This window comes from Brevundimonas sp. Root1423 (genome assembly GCF_001426805.1).
This window is the reverse complement of the sequence record NZ_LMFL01000012.1, coordinates 557,913-573,890: the sequence shown is the minus strand read 5'-3', so window position 1 is coordinate 573,890 and position 15,978 is coordinate 557,913. Positions and strand designations below refer to the sequence as shown.

General features: G+C 68.6%; 17 protein-coding genes and 1 pseudogene. 9 read left to right on the top strand and 9 right to left on the bottom strand.

Annotated features, from left to right (window positions below):
• Positions 1-31: 31 nt before the first annotated feature.
• Genes ASD25_RS10165 through ASD25_RS10155 form a run of 3 tightly spaced genes read right to left on the bottom strand, consistent with a single transcriptional unit; the run spans position 32 to position 2,773 of the window.
• Positions 32-460: an HPr kinase/phosphorylase gene (locus ASD25_RS10165; RefSeq protein ID WP_056616973.1), complete on the bottom strand. Its 429-nt coding sequence runs from the start codon at positions 458-460 to the stop codon at positions 32-34.
• The gene (locus tag ASD25_RS10160) at positions 457-2,100 is read right to left on the bottom strand and encodes a cell wall metabolism sensor histidine kinase WalK (RefSeq protein WP_156389251.1); all 1,644 of its coding nucleotides are present in this window, start codon (positions 2,098-2,100) and stop codon (positions 457-459) included. Before ASD25_RS10160 ends, ASD25_RS10165 begins: the two co-directional genes overlap by 4 nt.
• Positions 2,069-2,773 carry a response regulator transcription factor gene (locus tag ASD25_RS10155; RefSeq protein WP_056616970.1) on the bottom strand — a complete coding sequence of 235 codons (705 nt, stop codon included), beginning with the start codon at positions 2,771-2,773 and terminating at the stop codon, positions 2,069-2,071. Before ASD25_RS10155 ends, ASD25_RS10160 begins: the two co-directional genes overlap by 32 nt.
• Before the next feature lie 206 nt (positions 2,774-2,979).
• Between ASD25_RS10155 and ASD25_RS10150 the strand changes: the two genes are divergently transcribed.
• Complete coding sequence (locus ASD25_RS10150; protein ID WP_056616968.1) at positions 2,980-4,698, top strand: hypothetical protein; 1,719 nt, start codon at positions 2,980-2,982, stop codon at positions 4,696-4,698.
• A gap of 13 nt (positions 4,699-4,711) precedes the next feature.
• Here the strand turns inward: ASD25_RS10150 and hslU are convergent, their stop codons facing one another.
• The 3 genes from hslU to hslV form a co-directional block, all read right to left on the bottom strand.
• On the bottom strand, positions 4,712-6,013 hold the full coding sequence (gene hslU / locus ASD25_RS10145) for an ATP-dependent protease ATPase subunit HslU (RefSeq protein ID WP_056617214.1): 1,302 nt from the start codon (positions 6,011-6,013) through the stop codon (positions 4,712-4,714).
• A gap of 103 nt (positions 6,014-6,116) precedes the next feature.
• Positions 6,117-7,022 (bottom strand): DUF4440 domain-containing protein, encoded by a 906-nt coding sequence (locus tag ASD25_RS10140; RefSeq protein WP_056616965.1) that lies wholly within the window; start codon positions 7,020-7,022, stop codon positions 6,117-6,119.
• A gap of 97 nt (positions 7,023-7,119) precedes the next feature.
• Positions 7,120-7,677 carry an ATP-dependent protease subunit HslV gene (gene hslV, locus ASD25_RS10135; RefSeq protein ID WP_056617212.1) on the bottom strand — a complete coding sequence of 186 codons (558 nt, stop codon included), beginning with the start codon at positions 7,675-7,677 and terminating at the stop codon, positions 7,120-7,122.
• A 142-nt stretch (positions 7,678-7,819) separates the two neighbouring features.
• Between hslV and ASD25_RS10130 the strand changes: the two genes are divergently transcribed.
• Both ASD25_RS10130 and ASD25_RS10125 read left to right on the top strand, forming a co-directional pair.
• On the top strand, positions 7,820-8,209 hold the full coding sequence (locus ASD25_RS10130; RefSeq protein ID WP_056616962.1) for a BLUF domain-containing protein: 390 nt from the start codon (positions 7,820-7,822) through the stop codon (positions 8,207-8,209).
• Positions 8,210-8,240: 31 nt separating this feature from the next.
• Positions 8,241-8,993, top strand: a complete 753-nt coding sequence (locus ASD25_RS10125; RefSeq protein ID WP_056616959.1) for a molybdopterin-synthase adenylyltransferase MoeB — start codon at positions 8,241-8,243, stop codon at positions 8,991-8,993.
• A gap of 370 nt (positions 8,994-9,363) precedes the next feature.
• On the opposite strand, the gene ASD25_RS10120 is transcribed toward ASD25_RS10125, so the two are convergent.
• Positions 9,364-10,350 (bottom strand): D-glycerate dehydrogenase, encoded by a 987-nt coding sequence (locus ASD25_RS10120; protein WP_056616956.1) that lies wholly within the window; start codon positions 10,348-10,350, stop codon positions 9,364-9,366.
• A gap of 20 nt (positions 10,351-10,370) precedes the next feature.
• Here ASD25_RS10120 and ASD25_RS10115 point away from each other — a divergent pair, with 20 nt between their 5' ends.
• The 5 genes from ASD25_RS10115 to fabB all read left to right on the top strand — a co-directional run bounded on the left by ASD25_RS10115 (position 10,371) and on the right by fabB (position 13,940).
• Entirely contained in the window at positions 10,371-10,937 is a 567-nt protein-coding gene (locus tag ASD25_RS10115; RefSeq protein WP_082572323.1) for an SH3 domain-containing protein, read from the top strand.
• Positions 10,938-11,036: 99 nt separating this feature from the next.
• A complete protein-coding gene (locus ASD25_RS10110) occupies positions 11,037-11,252 on the top strand; it encodes a hypothetical protein (protein WP_056616953.1) in 216 nt (71 codons plus the stop codon).
• Between the two features lie 96 nt (positions 11,253-11,348).
• Positions 11,349-12,047, top strand: coding sequence for a Crp/Fnr family transcriptional regulator (locus ASD25_RS10105; RefSeq protein ID WP_056616950.1), 699 nt, complete (start codon positions 11,349-11,351; stop codon positions 12,045-12,047).
• Positions 12,048-12,129: 82 nt separating this feature from the next.
• The gene (fabA, locus tag ASD25_RS10100) at positions 12,130-12,651 is read left to right on the top strand and encodes a 3-hydroxyacyl-[acyl-carrier-protein] dehydratase FabA (protein WP_156389275.1); all 522 of its coding nucleotides are present in this window, start codon (positions 12,130-12,132) and stop codon (positions 12,649-12,651) included.
• 59 nt (positions 12,652-12,710) lie between these two features.
• The gene (fabB, locus tag ASD25_RS10095; protein WP_056616942.1) at positions 12,711-13,940 is read left to right on the top strand and encodes a beta-ketoacyl-ACP synthase I; all 1,230 of its coding nucleotides are present in this window, start codon (positions 12,711-12,713) and stop codon (positions 13,938-13,940) included.
• 1 nt (position 13,941) lies between these two features.
• Here the strand turns inward: fabB and ASD25_RS10090 are convergent, their stop codons facing one another.
• Complete coding sequence (locus ASD25_RS10090; protein WP_056616940.1) at positions 13,942-14,511, bottom strand: hypothetical protein; 570 nt, start codon at positions 14,509-14,511, stop codon at positions 13,942-13,944.
• 81 nt (positions 14,512-14,592) lie between these two features.
• On the bottom strand, positions 14,593-15,108 hold the full coding sequence (locus ASD25_RS10085) for a hypothetical protein (RefSeq protein WP_156389249.1): 516 nt from the start codon (positions 15,106-15,108) through the stop codon (positions 14,593-14,595).
• Between the two features lie 153 nt (positions 15,109-15,261).
• On the opposite strand from ASD25_RS10085, the pseudogene ASD25_RS29315 reads away from it, so the two are divergent.
• A pseudogene (locus tag ASD25_RS29315) lies at positions 15,262-15,966 on the top strand (enoyl-ACP reductase); the annotation flags it as partial.
• Positions 15,967-15,978 lie beyond the last annotated feature (12 nt).

Genomic DNA, 15,978 nt, shown 5'->3' with positions numbered 1-15,978 from the left:
GCCGGGCGGAATAGCCCAAGTCCGCGCCGGGTTAAAGCGGGCTGGTCAGCAGTGTGACCTTTTCGACCGCCGAGGGTTCGAATCCGCACAGCCGGACCACGGGCAGCGGAACCCCGGCGATGATGGTGTTTTGGGGCTCCGGCAGGCGTTCGACCGGGTCTGTCGACAACTCCACAGCCAGCACCAGCCGGACCAGATCCAGCGCGCAGGCCGGGACGACACCCACGCCCCGCGCCTCGATGCGGCCCGCGATCGTCGGCGGGCACGTGGCGTACAGGGCCCCGCCCGAAGCGAAGACGTGGGCGTAGTCGTCGGCCACCAGCCGCCAGCCCTGACCGATCAGCCGCAGGGCGAGGTCGCTCTTGCCCGCGCCGGACGCGCCGGTGATCAGAACCCCGCGCCAGCCCGAGGCCGGGGTCCAGCGCGCCGCGACCGTGCCATGCAGGGGCTGGCCGCTCATCCGCGGCGTCCGATAAAGGTCAGCGGCAGGGCGACCTCGAACCGGGCGCCGACGACCGCGCCATGCCCGTCCATCCGGTTTTCCGCCCGGATCGCGCCGCCGTGGGCCTCGACGATCTGACGGGCGATCGACAGGCCGAGGCCGGAGTTGGCCCCGAACGCCGTGCCCTTGGGCCGCGAGGTGTAGAATCGCTGGAAGACGGTCTCCAGGTTCTCGGGCGGAATGCCCGGGCCGTCGTCGTCGATCTGCACCCGGGCGGGGTGTTCGGCGTCAGCCGCCTCGCGGGACAGCGTCACCCGCACCTCGCCCTCGGCGGGGCTGAACGAGCGGGCGTTGTCGATCAGATTGCGGAAGACCTGCCCCAGGGGCCCGTCGCGGCCGACAACAAGGATATGGTCGCCGGTCGGCGCCGCGAAGACGATGCGGGGCTCGCCCGGTTTCCGCCCCGCCTCGTACACCCCGACGATCTCGGTCAGCAGGGTGGTCAGGTCCAGCGTCCGGGGCCGGTCCCGGGCCAGTTCGGCGTCGAGCCGCGAGGCGTTGGAGATGTCGGTGATCAGCCGATCCAGCCGCCGCACGTCCTGCTGCAGCAGGGCCGTCAGCTTCTCGCGCTGGGCCTCGGTCTTCACCAGCGGCAGGGTCTCCAGCGCCGACCGGATCGAGGTCAGCGGGTTCTTGATCTCGTGCGAGACATCGGCGGCGAACCGTTCAATGGCGTCCATCCGGTCCGACAGGGTCTCTGTCATGGTCTCCAGCGAGCGGGCCAGATCGCCGATCTCGTCCTTGCGGCCCTCCAGATCAGGCAGGGAGATAGCGCGGGCGCGCTGCAGCCGGACCTCGTCGGCCGCCGCCGACAGCCGCATAACCGGCCGGGCCACGAACAGGTGCATCAGCAGCGAGCCGAGCAGGTTCACGAACAAGGCCACCAGGGCGAAGGGCATCAGGGCGCGGCGCTGGGCGGCCAAGGTCTCGTCGACGTCGCCGGCCTCCAGCGTCAGCACGCCCAGCACCTGCTGGACGTGGCGCACCGGAATGGAAACCGAGACCACGCGGTCGCCGTTCTCCGATCGGCGCAGGCCGGACTGGACGTCCCCGTCGAGCGCCGCCTCCACCTCGGCCGCCAGGGCCGCCCGGGCGTCAGCCAGTTTCGCCTCGTCGCGCGCCCGATCCTTCGCGTCGTCCTCATCCACGGGCGTTCCCGCGGGCCGGGCCGGCGGCAGCGCCTGGCCCGGGATCGCCTCTGTCACCTCGTAGCTGTCCGCGACGGGAATGCCGTCGATGTCGAACAGCCGCGCACGCTGGCCCGCCGGAATGAAGTTATCGCGCAGCCAGCGGCTGGCCTCGACATAGTCAAGCGAAGGGGTCGGCGATCCGCGCGTGACGCCGATCTGGGGCTCGCCGAGCACCCTCACGAGGAGTTCGCCCTGCGCAATCAGGGTCTCCTGACGCGCCTTCGTCAGGGCGCTCTGCCACTCGTTCAGCAGCAGGGCCCCGACAAACAGGATCAGCAGGCTGAGCAGGTTCAGGGCCAGGATCAGGCCGCCGAGCCGCGACCCCCCGAAGCGTTTCAACGGGCGGCGCGGTTCGTCGTCTCCCGGCGGGAGCGGATCAGCTTTCGCGATAGCGGTATCCAACGCCATACAGGGTCTCGATGGCGTCGAACTCGGGGTCGACAACCCGGAACTTCTTCCGCATCCGCTTGACGTGGCTGTCGATGGTGCGGTCGTCGACATAGACCTGGTCGTCGTAGGCGGCGTCCATCAGGTTGTCGCGGCTCTTCACGAAGCCGGGGCGCTGGGCCAGCGCCTGCAACAGCAGGAATTCGGTGACGGTCAGCTTGACCGGCTTGCCCTCCCAGGTGCTCTCGTGGCGGGCCGGGTCCATCGACAGCTTGCCGCGCTTGATGGCCTTGGAGGCGTTCTCACCCGTCGGTTCGGGCTCGCCGCCGTCGGCGCCGGTGCGGCGCAGCAGGGCCTTGACCCGTTCGATCAGCAGACGCTGGCTGAAGGGTTTGTGGATGTAGTCGTCGGCGCCCAGGTTGAAGCCCAGAATCTCGTCGATCTCCTCGTCCCGCGAGGTCAGCATGATGACGGGAATCTGCGAGGTCTGGCGCAGGCGGCGCAGCACCTCCATCCCGTCCATGCGGGGCATCTTCACGTCGAGGATGGCCAGATCCGGCGGACTGGCCTCCAACGCCTCAAGCCCGGCCGCCCCGTCATGATAGGCCGTGATCTTGTGGCCGTGGCTTTCCAGCGCCAGCGAGACGGAGGCGACGATGTTCTCGTCGTCGTCGACCAGGGTGATATTGGCCAAAGGCGGTCTCCTTGCAGGCTTCTCGTTCGTCGTTCGCAGTCTCAACGCACGCCAAGCGTTACCGTTCTAATCCATCATTGTCGGGGACCGGTCGACCGAAATCCCGACGGCAAGGTCTCAAGATGGGGCCGGTCGCCACAATTGACAACGAAACCCCGCCTTAAAGCCTTTGCCCCATCATGGACGGGAATAGTTAGAGCGTTTTGATGGCCGGTTCCGTCCACTACGAAGTTTACATACGAAAGACGGCGCCCGCGCCCTGGGCCCTCCAGATGGCGACGGAGGACCGCACCGTAGCGGTCCAGGCCGCCGAGGACATGCTGGCCGACCACCGCGCGGCGGCCGTGCGGGTGACGAAAGAGACCCTCGATCCGGACACCATGGAGTTCGCCAGCTCGACGGTCCTGACCCGCGGCGCGCCCGAGGTGAAGCGGAAACGGGTCATCCCCGAGGAGGAAAGCGGCCCCCGCTGCAATGTCCCGCAGGATTTCTACAACCCGCAGGCGCGCGAGACGATCGGCCGGGTTCTCGAGGACTGGCTGAGCCGTCAGGGCGTCACCGCCTTCGAATTGCTGCACCGTCCCGATCTGGCGGAAAAGCTGGAAGCCTCGGGCGTCGAGCTGCAGCACGCCGTCCAGAAGGTGGCTGTGCCGGAAAGCCAGGCGGTGGGTCAGCCGGTTCACGATCTGATGCGTCACTATCAGAAGCTGACCGGCAAGGCCCTTGAGCGTGTCATCGCCGCAGGCCGCCGGGGGCAGTTCCCCAATCTGGAAGACCATTCCCTCGCCGATCTTGCGCACAGGCTGGAGGGCCAGCCCGAACGCGCCTTCATCATGGGCGGAGTCGTGTCGTGCGCCCTGACCGGGCTGCGGGGGGGCCGTGTGCGGCTGGACCGGCTGATGGACCTGGCCGATCGCGCGCCGATGGACGGTCACCCGCGCGCCATGGTGCTGGTCCCCATCGAGCAGATCCTGTGCGAGATGATGGCCGCGCGCACCAATCTGTCGGACATCCTGGGACCGGCGCTCGATCAGGGCGCCTCCATGGCGGCCGTGGTGCGGATGGTCGCGCCCAACGAGATCGCCGCCCTGATCCGCACGGACGCGCGGATGGCCCTGCAGATGCCGAACGTCGAAGGCCCGGCCGTCCGGCTGGGCGCGCGGCTCGAGGCGGGAGAGTTTCCCCTGCTCGCCGCCGCCCTCGCGCGGATGGTGCTGCGCGAACTCATGAGCCCCCGGCGCCTGCGCCCCAACGACGCCGCCGGCGAGATCGACATCCTGCGCACCCTGGCCATGGCGCTGACGGTCACCGCCGGCCGCCTGCTGACGCTGGAAGAGGTCCAGAACGCCTTCAACGAGCGCTCCAAGTCCATCGTCACCGCCGATTTCGTCGGCGCCTACGCCAAGACCTGCACCACCGTGCTGTGCGAGGCCGAGGCCCTGACCCGGCTGTGCGAAAACGTCACCGGCACGGCCAACAAGCGGTCGGCGGCCCGCTGGCTGTCAGCCTGCGTCGGTTCGCTGCGGTTCGAGACCGAGATGCGCGCCAGCGCCGTCGGCCAGACCGCGGCGCACAAGCTGGGAGTCCTCGCCAACCTGCAGCGCGCCGTGCACACCTGCGGCCTGAACGACCGCGACGACGCGGAGATTTCTGCCGCCATCGGCGCGGTGGGTGGAACGGTCGAGCGGGAGGCGAAGATCGTAACCATGCTGGCGCGCTCGCCCGCGCCCCTGCCGAACAAATTGTCCGCCCTCCTGCGCATGGCCGCCGGTGAAACCGCGCCGATCGGTCCGGCCGCCGACCGGGCGAAGGCCGAGGCGGTCAAGCTGTTCCGCGCGCCCCAGTCCCGCGCGACCCTGTCGACCACGCCCGAAGCCCTCGCCCCGCTGAAGGGGCTGATGAGGGCCGCCGGCCTGGCCGCCTAGGGGGTTTGGCCGCCTAGAGGATGAACCGGCTCAGGTCGGCGTCGCGGGACAGGTCGCCGACCAGCTCCCGGACCTTCGGCCCGTCGAAGGCGACGGTCTGACCGGTCAGGTCCGAGGCCTTGAAACTGGTCTCCTCCAGCACCCGTTCGATTACCGTCACCAGCCGTCGCGCGCCGATGTTCTCGACCGCGCCATTGGCCGCCACCGCCGCATCGGCCATGGCCTCGACCGCGTCGGGGGTGAAGGTCAGGGTGACGTTCTCGGTGGCCAGCAGGGCCTGGTTCTGGCGGATCAGATTGGCCTCGGGCTCGGTCAGGATGCGCACGAAGTCGTCGCGCGTCAGGGCCTTCAACTCGACCCGGATCGGCAGCCGGCCCTGCAGCTCGGGCAGCAGGTCCGACGGCTTGGCGACGTGGAAGGCGCCCGAGGCGATGAACAGGACATGGTCGGACTTCACCGGCCCGTATTTGGTCGAGACCGTCGTGCCCTCGATCAGCGGCAGCAGGTCGCGCTGGACCCCCTCGCGCGACACGTCGCCGCCCGAGCGGTCGGAACGGCCGGCCACCTTGTCGATCTCGTCGATGAAGACGATGCCCTCGTTCTCGGCCAGCTGCATCGCCTCGGTGGTCAGGCTTTCCTGATCCAGCAGCTTGTCGCTTTCCTCGGTGACCAGCGGCGCCACCGCGTCGCGCACCGTCAGCTTGGCGGTCTTCGTCCGCCCGCCGCCCAGCTTGCCCAGCATTTCCGACAGATTGATCATGCCGACATTGCCGCCGCCGGGGAGATCCAGCCCCTGCATCGGCGAGGCCGTGTCGGCCAGGGTGATCTCGATCTCCTTGTCGTCCATCTCGCCGGCGCGCAGCTTCTTGCGGAAGCTTTCGCGCGTGGCGGGCTGCGATCCGGGACCGACGAGGGCGTCGAGAATGCGTTCCTCCGCCTGGCCCTCGGCCTTGGCCTTCACCCCGGCGCGGCGCTTGTCGCGCACCATCACCAGCGCCGCCTCGACGAGGTCGCGCATGATCTGGTCGACGTCGCGGCCGACATAACCGACCTCTGTGAACTTGGTGGCCTCGACCTTGAGGAAGGGCGAGCCGGCCAGCCGGGCCAGACGTCGGGCGATCTCGGTCTTGCCGACGCCCGTGGGGCCGATCATCAGGATGTTCTTGGGCGTCACCTCGTCGCGCAGGTCGTCGGGCACGCGCTTGCGCCGCCAGCGGTTGCGCAGGGCCACGGCGACGGCGCGCTTGGCGTCGTGCTGGCCGACGATGAAACGGTCCAGTTCGGAGACGATTTCGCGGGGAGAGAGGTCGGTCATGAAGCGCACATGGTGCGGCGCTGCGCGATTGGGGAGGGGTGGTGCGTCACGAAGGGCGCAATCCTCCGTTCCGCAACCCTTCCATGAGACCGCCCCTGAAGCCTCAGCCCGCGGCGGGAACCGAAGACAGCGGCGGCGGAGGCGGCGGCGGGTTCGGGACCAGCTGGGCCAGCACGATCTTCCAGCCGTCGGTCTGCCTCTGCCACATGCGGACATAAAAGCCGGTGCGCGCCTCTCCATTGCGGGTCCAGGCCGCCGCGCCATAGGTCCAGGCCATGTCGCCTGCGGTCGAGGCGCCGCCTCCCTCGGTGGGACCGAAGCGGAAGGTTGTCGGCCAGGCGGAAAGCGCCTCGGCGAAGGCCTCCCGGCCGATCGCGGGCGGCCGCGGGGCGACATACAGTCGCCCGTTGTCAGCCATGGCGGCCAGATAGGCGGCCTTCTGGTCGGTGCTTGCCGCCTCGGCGAGTTCGGCCTCGCGGGCCCTCACCTCGGCCATGGTGGCCTCGGTCGACTGGCGCCGCTCGATGCCGGCAGGCAGGATTTCCGGCTCCGTTTCAGGTCCCGGCACATCGGCGGCGGTCGAACCCGAGCCGCCGTCATAGACCCATTTCCATGAGCCGTCGGCCTGACGGTTCCAGACGGTGAAATACTGGCCGGTCCGACGTCCGCCCAGCTTCACGCCGCCGGTGCTGAAGCCGAAATCGCCCGAGTGCGAGGCGCCTGCGAAATTCGGCCACCACTCCAGCAGAGGTTCGTCCGCGGGGCGCGGGCGGTCCGGATAGGCCACGCTGACCGGCTGCGCCTGACCGTCGCCAATGATGATTGCGTCCGGCGTCGACCATTTGTTGAAACTGCCCGCGATGCCCATCGACGGCGCATCGCCGGCGAAGGCCCGCTCGGCGGCGACAACCTCCGTTGCAGCAGCGGCCGCCGCCTCGGGCGACCGCACGCCGGTTCCGGCCTCCGTCGGCGCGAAGGCGAGCGTCAGGGTCATCAGGGCGTGAAGCATGCGGGGTCTCCTGCCCGAACAGGAGATCACAAACCGCCGCCTGTCAGCTTAATTCGCCCGGAACCCGCCCGGTCGCGACGAAGACAGTCCGGAGCCTTCAGTCGAGTGTTTCGACGGTCAGATTGCCGTTGGTGTAGACGCAGATGTCCGCGGCGATCGCCATGGCGCGTCGGGCGATCTGTTCGGCGTCCATGTCCGTGTGGTCGATCAGGGCGCGCGCGGCCGACAGGGCGAAATTGCCGCCGGACCCCACCGCCGCCACGCCATGCTCGGGCTCCAGCACGTCGCCGACGCCGGTCACGGTGAAGATCGAGCTCTTGTCCGCGACCAGCAGCATGGCCTCAAGCCGGCGGAGATAGCGGTCGGTTCGCCAGTCCTTGGCCAGGTCGACGCAGGCCCGGGCCAGCTGGTCGGGATACTGCTCCAGCTTGGCTTCCAGCCGCTCGATCAGGGTGAAGGCGTCGGCCGTGGCGCCGGCGAAACCCGCCAGCACCTTGCCGCCGGCCAGGACGCGGACCTTGCGCGCCGCGCCCTTGACGATGGTCGGCCCCATGGAGACCTGGCCGTCGCCGGCGATCACCGTGCGGCCGTCCTTTCGCACCGCCAGAATGGTGGTGCCGTGCCAGTCGGGAAAGTTGGATGCGTCGTTAGCCATCCGTTGCAGATGGCGACCGAAATACGGCGCGGCAAGCCGGAAGGATCGAAAATACAACGGCCCTGCCGAGCCATAATATTACCAATCTAATCCATTATAACGCCAAACCATTCCCCATATTCGGCCATATAAGGGAGACGGCGTGCTTCACCGCGTCATCTATGCCAGCGAAGCCGTCGGCGCGACCGGCGTGTCCACGCTGTCGATCGCCCAGATTCTGGGCGCCGCCGAGAGCAATAACCGGCGCGATCACATCACCAGCTGCGTGATGTTCCATCAGGGACATATCCTTCAGGCCATCGAGGGCTCGCGGGCCGATATCGATCGCCTGATCCGTCGCCTGCTGGTGGACGGGCGCCATTCGGGCCTGCGGATCCTCGTCGATACGCCGATCGCCGAGCGCGCCCTGGACGAACCCATGGGGCTGTGCGGCGATCCCGCCGCCATGCTCCAGACGCTGGGCCTGCCCTGCCTGTCCAGCATCACCCCCGACGGAGCGCGGATCATGTTCGACGATCGCAAGGCCGCGTGACGCGGGAGCGATCCCGGCCTAACGGAGAGCGGTGAGCTTCTCCGACGACGAAATCGAACGCTACGCCCGTCATCTGGTCCTGTCCGAGGTGGGCGGTCCCGGCCAGCAACGCCTGAGCGCCGCGCGCGTCGGCATCGTCGGCATGGGCGGGGTCGGCAGCCCGGCGGCCCTGTATCTGGCCGCGGCGGGCGTCGGGACCCTGCGGCTGATCGATGACGACGTCGTCGGCCTGTCCAACCTGCAGCGCCAGATCGCCTTCGCCACCGGCGACATCGGCCGCGCCAAGGTCGAGGCGGGCGCAGAGACGCTGACGGCTCTCAACCCGCATATTCGCATCGAACCGGCCGCCGAAAGACTGACGAGCGACAACGCCCCGAGTCTGATCGAGGGCTGCGACGTGATCATCGACGGGACCGACGATTTCGCCGCCCGCTTCGCCGTAAACGCCGCCTGCGTCGCGGCGCGGATCCCGCTGGTGTCCGGCGCCCTTGGCCGGTGGAGCGGTCAGGTCGGGGTCTTCACCGGCCGTCCCTGCTATCGCTGTCTGGTCGCCGAAACGCCGCCGGACGCCGAGACCTGCGCGCGCGTCGGCGTCGTCGGCGCGCTGGCCGGGGTGGTGGGCTCGATGGCGGCGCTGGAGGCGATCAAGTTGATAACGGGCGCCGGCGAGCCTCTTGCGGGCCGCCTGCTGCTCTACGATGGTCTGGCTGGAACCGCCCGGACCGTGGCGGTCTCGGCGGACCCCGGCTGTCCAGCTTGTGGTGGCTCAACCGTCCGTCCGTAGGCCTGATTTACGTCGGGGTAGGGGTAGATGCAGCGGCCCGAGAAATCCATCCAGACGGGGCACTCGCCTCGCCAGAGATGATATCTGATGAGGGTCGCGTCGAGCGCGAAGCCTCCAAGCATGCCGTAGAGAACGGTTAGGACCAGCGCGGTTGCATACTGGCGTCTGGCGGTCGGTTCGCTGTTCCATGAGAACAGGCCCCGGACCAACACCACGCCGAAGAACCCGACCATTATCATGAACCCAAGACCGGTTGGCCTCTGCTGCAGAATCCCGAACGCAAGCGAGACCAGGAAGACCAGCACGGCGCAGACGGAAAGCAACCTGTAAGGGATCAGGTTCTGTTTTCCGTAGGGATAAAGGGCTGACCTCACAGCATCGCCGGAATGACCCGGTCCGGCGGCCGGTGGCCGTTGGCGAAGGTCTGGATATTGGCGATGACCCGGTCGCCCATGTCCTGACGCGCCTCGATCGTGGCCGAGCCGAGGTGGGGCAGCAGGACGACGTTGGGGTGGCCCAGCAGGCCCGGATGGACGGCGGGCTCGTTCTCGAACACGTCCAGACCCACGCCCCCGATCCGCCCGGCCGCCACCGCGGCGGCCAGCGCCGCCTCGTCGATCAGCTCGCCGCGGGCGGTGTTGATCAGCAGCGCCTCGGGCCGCAGCAGCGCCAGCCGTTCGGCCGACAGCAGATGGTGCGTCTCCTTCGTCGCCGGGCAGTTCAGCGAGATCAGGTCCATCCGCGCCAGCATCTGGTCCAGATCGTCCCAGTAGGTCGCCCCCAGCTCTTCCGCGATCATGGCCGGGACGGGTTTGCGGTTGTGATAGTGGACCTGCATCCCGAACGCCTTCGCCCGCCGGGCCAGCGCCTGGCCGATGCGGCCCATGCCGACGATACCCAGCCGCTTGCCCCAAAGCTTGCGACCGCACATCCAGGTCGGGGTCCAGCCCTCGAAGCCGCCGGCGGCCACCACCTGCGCGCCTTCGACGATGCGGCGGCTGACGGCCAGCATCAGGGCCATGGCGAGGTCGGCGGTGTCCTCCGTCAGGACGCCCGGGGTGTTGGTGACGATGATCCCGCGCGCCACGGCAGCGTCGACGTCGATATGATCCACGCCGGCGCCGAAATTGGCGATCATCTTCAGCTGGTCGCCCGCCTTCGAGATCAGGTCCGCATCGATCACATCGGTGATGGTCGGAACCAGCACGTCGGCCCTCTGCACGGCGGCTTCGAGCGCCGCCCGCTCCATCGGCCGGTCGGTCAGGTTCAGCTCTGCGTCGAACAGCTCGCGCGCGCGGGTTTCGACCGCGTCCGGCAGGCGTCTGGTTAATACGACCTTAAGCCGGGGGGAGGACATTCGAAGCCTTCGATTCACGGATGCAGACGGTGTCTAGCAAAGCTCGCTCCCGCCTCCAAAGGCTGGCTGTCATCGCGGCGGTTCTTGGCGCAGGCGTCCTCGCCGGCGCGGGCCAGACCATGCCCGACGGCCGGCCCACGCCCAGCGGCCAGCCGGTGCCGCGCTGGCTCTCGCTGAAGTCGTCCGAGGTCCGGGCCCGCTACGGCCCCGGTCTGGACTACCGCATCCTGTGGGAATACCGCGCCTCGGGCCTGCCGGTTCAGGTGGTCGCCGAGACGACCGAATGGCGCAAGATCTGCGATCCCGAGGGCGCGGTCGCCTGGGTCCACCGCAGCGTGGTCTCCAGCCGCCGCAGCGTGCTGAACGCCTCGGACGCCGAGATCCCGATCCGCGCCGGGCGCTCCGACACCGCGGCTGTGCGGGCCCGCCTGAGCCCCCACGCCCTGGCCTCGGTGACCGAATGCGAGGACGGCTGGTGCGAGGTCCGGGTCCGCCGCCTGCGCGGCTGGGTGCGCCAGACCGCGGTCTTCGGAGCGCAGGAACGGGCGCTTTGCAACGCGTCGCGTCCCGCCGGACGCGGCCGCTGATTCTTGCAGTCGCGAAACTGTGTACGGCTAAGTCCGGTTGCCGACAGACGCCTGTTGGACGCGTGTTTTGAGTGAACGCCGCACGAGGAGGGCGTTCCGGTGCGGACTTATCAGTTTCTCTTTTTCGACCGTCGCGGCCGTTCGCCGGCGCTCGACTTCATCGAATGCGCCGACGACGGCGAGGCGGCGCGCAATGCGGGCCGCCAGCTGGGGCTGCATCGCACCTGCAACGGGGTCGAGGTGTTCGACGGCGACCGCATGGTCCTGCGTCTCGAACGCCCCTCGGACCCGGACATTTGGCATGGGAGTCTGTAGTCGGTCGCGTGTTACAAGCGAGCCGGGCCAGCGCTGCGTTCCGTAAAAGTCGGATTTCGACGGACGGATCATTCCGGCTTCCCCTAAGCGGCGAAGATGCCTCCGGCCACGCTTCGCAACCATTTGATTGCGCAACTGACTTCTGAAGATCGTGACGCGGTTCTTGCGATTGCGTCGCCCTATGATTTTCCGCTGGGCCACGTGTTCTGCGAGGCCGGCGATCTGGTCACCCACCTGTATTTCGTCGACAGCGGCATCGTCTCCGCGGTCGCGGTGATGGAGGACGGTCGCACGGTCGAGGCCTATATGGTCGGACCCGAAGGCGTCACCAGCCCCGCCGCGGCGGCCGCTCCGGCCCACACCTATTCGCGCCTGGCCGCACAGGCGGCCGGCAGCGCCCGGCGGGTCGACGCGGCCCGGCTGCGCGCCCTGATGAACGACCGCCCCGCCCTGCGGGCCGTGCTCGCCGCCTATGCCGTGGCGGTCCAGAACGAGCTGGAGCAGTCCGCCGCCTGCAACGCCCTGCATCGCGCCGAACAGCGCTTCGCCAAATGGCTGCTGCGCTGTCACGACCGGGTCGAGGGCGACACCCTGAACCTGACGCAGGAATATCTGGCCTCGATGCTGGGTTCGCAGCGGACGACGGTGAACGAGGCCGCCCAGACCCTGCAGAAGGCCGGGGCCATCACCTATTCGCGCGGCCGGGTCACCATCACCGACCGCACCGCGCTGGAACGCGCAGCCTGCGAATGCTACCGCGCCGGCCCCTCGCCCGTGCCGGACCGGCTGGTCTGAGGTCCCTGTCTAAATCATTGAGCCTCCGGTTCCCGTCGTGTACCTCCACGGCAACACCTGCCGGAGCGCCGCGTTGAGCCAGATCCAACACCCGTCCTCGTTCGACTATGAGGCCCTGCTCGCCGCGGGCCGCGGCGACCTGTTCGGTCCGGGCAACGCCAAGCTGCCGGCCCCGCCGATGCTGATGTTCGACCGGATCACGCAGATCAACGGCGACGGCGGCGCGCACGGCAAGGGCTATGTCGAGGCCGAGCTGGATATCCACCCCGACCTCTGGTTCTTCCAGTGCCACTTCATCGGCGACCCGGTCATGCCCGGCTGTCTCGGTCTGGACGCCATGTGGCAGCTGGTCGGCTTCTATCTCGGCTGGATCGGCGGCCCCGGAAAAGGCCGCGCCCTGGGCGTCGGCGAGGTGAAATTCACCGGTCAAGTCACCCCCGACATCAAGAAGGTGGTGTACAAGATCGATCTCAAGCGGGTCATCAACCGCCGCCTGGTCATGGGCATTGCCGACGGCGTGCTCGAGGCCGACGGAGAGGTCATCTACACCTGCAACGATATGCGCGTCGGCCTGTTCGGCGGTGGCGAACCCATCGGCGGCTGACCATTTCGCTTGAAGACCGCGGACAACGCGGCGACTGAAGTCTGACAAAGGAAACAAACATGCGGCGTGTCGTCGTCACCGGCCTGGGTATCGTCTCTTCCATCGGCACGGGCCAGGATGAGGTCACCGCGTCCCTGCGCGACGCGAAGTCGGGCGTGGTGGCCGCGCCGGATCATATCCAGCATGGCTTCCGCTCGCAGGTCTGGGCGCCGCCGGCTCTGGGCGTGACCGCCGAGGACTGGGCGCCGCACGTCGACCGCCGCGCCGCCCGCTTCCTGGCCAACGGCACCGCCTGGGGCCACATCGCCTTCGAGGAGGCGCTCAAGGACAGCGGCATGACCGCGGACGAGATCAAGTCCGACCGCATCGGCGTCATCGTCGGCGAGGGCGGCCCCTCGACCCAGATCATCCTGCAGGCCGCCGCCACCACAGTCGAAAAGAACTCGCCCAAACGCATCGGGCCGTTCGCCGTGCCCAAGGCCATGGCTTCGGGTCCGTCGGCCGTGCTCGCCACCTGGTTCGAGCTGCGCGGCGTCAACTATTCGATCAGCTCGGCCTGCGCCACCAGCGCCCACTGCATCGGCGCGGCCGCCGAACAGATCGCCTGGGGCAAGCAGGACGTGGTCTTCGCCGGCGGCGTCGAGGACATCGACTGGTCCATGTCCAACATGTTCGACGCCATGGGCGCCATGTCTTCGAACTTCAACGAAACCCCCGCGGTCGCCAGCCGCGCCTATGACAAGGACCGCGACGGCTTCGTCATCGCCGGCGGCGCCGGCATCGTGGTGCTGGAAGAATACGAGCGGGCGAAAGCGCGCGGCGCGACCATCTACGCCGAGGTCACCGGCTACGGCGCCAATTCCGACGGCTACGACATGGTCGCCCCCTCGGGCGAGGGCGCCGAGCGCTGCATGAAGATCGCCCTCGAAATGGCCGGCAACCCGAAGATCGACTACCTCAACCCGCACGGCACCTCGACGCCGGTCGGCGACAGCAAGGAGATGGGCGCGGTGCGCAACGTCTTCGGCGACGACCTGCCGATGATCAGCTCGACCAAGTCGCTGACGGGCCACTCGCTGGGCGCCGCGGGCGCGCAGGAGGCGATCTACTGCCTGCTGATGATGAAGAACGGCTTCGCCGCCGAGAGCGCCCACATCGAAAACCTCGACCCCGAGTTCGAGGGCATGCCGATCCTGCGCAAACGCCACGACGGCGAGTTGAAGCACGTCATGTCGAACAGCTTCGGCTTCGGCGGCACCAACGGCACGCTGATCCTCAGCAAGGTCTGAGTCAGGCCGGGTCGGGCTGTCTCAGGCCCGTCCAAGGCTCTGACGCCGCCGCCCTGATACAGGCGTCCAGCGCGTCGCGGTCCCGGTTCCAGTCGTTGACGCCGTGCATCCGCGCCGAGTCCGGCCACAGCCATGTGTCCTGCGCCGCCGCGTCAGCCGGAACCACACCGCGGCCATAGCAGGTCACGCGCATCTCGCCGCTGTGGCGCGTTCGGGCCTCGGCCGGCCGATCGTCGAACGCGATGACCACCGTCGGCGGGGCGTCTGCCAGCCCGGCCCGCGTCAGATAATAGCGGATGCAATAGTCCAGCTTGCCGTCGGCCCGTTCGTCCTTGCAGGACATGAAGGCGTCCGGCGTCAGCGCGGGCTCCGCCAAGGTTACCTGCCCCCACTTTTCGTCGCCCAGATAGGCGAGCGTCGCACGCCCGTGTTCCACCTGTATCTGGCGGACCTGATCCAGCGTCACCACCACGACGGCGACCCGGGGCCGTTCGGCCGCGGTCTGCGCCGCGGCCGGGGCCGCGGGCGCGCACAGGGTCAGGGCTGCAACAAGCGACGGGAGAAGGCGCATCCGGATGACTCCGCCAGTGTTCCCGCCATCCTGACCCGGCAAGCGGGGCCGTAACAAGTCCGCGTGGTCGACGAAGAGCGCCTACCAGCCGCTCTCGGCGCCTGCGGCGACAATGCAGCTGGCGGCGTCCGAACGGATATCGCGGCGCTTCGGAGATGCGGCGTCGAGCGCGGCGTTCAGGTCGAAGCGGATGAACTGGCGTTCCGGCCTGTTGGGCGCCGCGCCGACCCCCACGCAAAGCCAGCTCGCATGGTCCGCCTCGCCGCCGGCGAGCACGACGATCGTCGCGCCCGTCGCGCCTTGTTCGGCCAGCTGGCGGCTGGCGCAGGTGCGGCTGTCCTGCGCCGAGATGGTGCAGTGCTCGAATTCTGCCACGTCGAGCCCGGCAGGCAGCAGCTCGAACCAGCCGCCGGACGGCCCGCCCGCCGAAAGGCTCTGCAGAAGGGCGTCGTGCTGGGCGCGCGCCGGCGGGTCCAGATGAGGGCTCGAGGCCAGCAGCACCTTGACCCGCAACGGTGGCGGACCGGCCTGCGCCAGGGCCGCGGAGCCGCCACTCAAGGCGAGGGCAACGCCCAGAACGGCTAGTGATCGTATCATCGGCGGGCTCCCTGACGCTTTACATCACGCTAGCCCGCCATTTCCGCCCGGCCAAGCACCCCTGACGATGGTCTTTCACCGCTGGCCGGTGGCTGCTAACCCTCCGCGTTCAGAACACGGAGACGGACCATGGCGAGCGAGAGCGGCTGGAACATGCCCACGGGCGACCTGATGAAGGGCAAGAAGGGCCTGATCATGGGGGTCGCTAACAGCAACTCCATCGCCTGGGGCATCGCCTCCCAGCTGGCGGCCCAGGGCGCCGAACTGGCCTTCACCTACCTCGGCGAGGGACTTGAGCGCCGCGTGCGCCCGCTGGCCGAGAGCGTCGGCGCCAAGCTGCTGATCCAGGCCGACGTCACCGACGACGCCTCCATGGACGCCGCCTTCGCCGAGCTGGAAAAGGCCTTCGGCACGATCGACTTCGTCGTCCACTCGGTCGCCTTCGCCAACAAGGACGAGCTGAAGGGCAGCTTCGTCGAGAACACCAGCCGCGACAGCTTCCTGCTGGCCATGAACATCTCGGCCTTCAGCTTCGTCGACGTGGCCAAGCGCGCCTCGCGCCTGATGCCCAACGGCGGCTCGCTTGTGACCATGACCTATCTCGGCTCGGAACGGGCCATCCCCAACTACAACACCATGGGCGTGGCCAAGGCCGCGCTGGAGGCGGCGACCCGCTACATCGCCCGCGACCTGGGGCCCAGGGGCATCCGCGTCAACGCCATCTCGGCCGGCGCCATGCGCACCCTGTCGCTGGCCGGAATTTCGGGCGGCCGCGGCATGATCAGCCAGGGCCGGGCCATGTCGGCGATGAAGGAGGACACCTCGATGGAGGGCGTCGCCGGCGCCGCCCTGTGGCTGTGGCGACGAGGA

Coding starts and splice junctions, on each gene's coding strand:
- fabB (WP_056616942.1), top strand. CDS start 12,711: ATGCGGCGTGTCGTCGTCACCGGCCTGGGTATCGTCTCTTCCATCGGC.
- ASD25_RS10090 (WP_056616940.1), bottom strand. CDS start 14,511: ATGCGCCTTCTCCCGTCGCTTGTTGCAGCCCTGACCCTGTGCGCGCCC.
- hslV (WP_056617212.1), bottom strand. CDS start 7,677: ATGGCTAACGACGCATCCAACTTTCCCGACTGGCACGGCACCACCATT.
- ASD25_RS10115 (WP_082572323.1), top strand. CDS start 10,371: ATGCAGACGGTGTCTAGCAAAGCTCGCTCCCGCCTCCAAAGGCTGGCT.
- hslU (WP_056617214.1), bottom strand. CDS start 6,013: ATGACCGACCTCTCTCCCCGCGAAATCGTCTCCGAACTGGACCGTTTC.
- ASD25_RS10105 (WP_056616950.1), top strand. CDS start 11,349: ATGCCTCCGGCCACGCTTCGCAACCATTTGATTGCGCAACTGACTTCT.
- ASD25_RS10120 (WP_056616956.1), bottom strand. CDS start 10,350: ATGTCCTCCCCCCGGCTTAAGGTCGTATTAACCAGACGCCTGCCGGAC.
- ASD25_RS10165 (WP_056616973.1), bottom strand. CDS start 460: ATGAGCGGCCAGCCCCTGCATGGCACGGTCGCGGCGCGCTGGACCCCG.
- ASD25_RS10140 (WP_056616965.1), bottom strand. CDS start 7,022: ATGCTTCACGCCCTGATGACCCTGACGCTCGCCTTCGCGCCGACGGAG.
- ASD25_RS10150 (WP_056616968.1), top strand. CDS start 2,980: ATGGCCGGTTCCGTCCACTACGAAGTTTACATACGAAAGACGGCGCCC.
- ASD25_RS10085 (WP_156389249.1), bottom strand. CDS start 15,108: ATGATACGATCACTAGCCGTTCTGGGCGTTGCCCTCGCCTTGAGTGGC.
- ASD25_RS10160 (WP_156389251.1), bottom strand. CDS start 2,100: ATGGCGTTGGATACCGCTATCGCGAAAGCTGATCCGCTCCCGCCGGGA.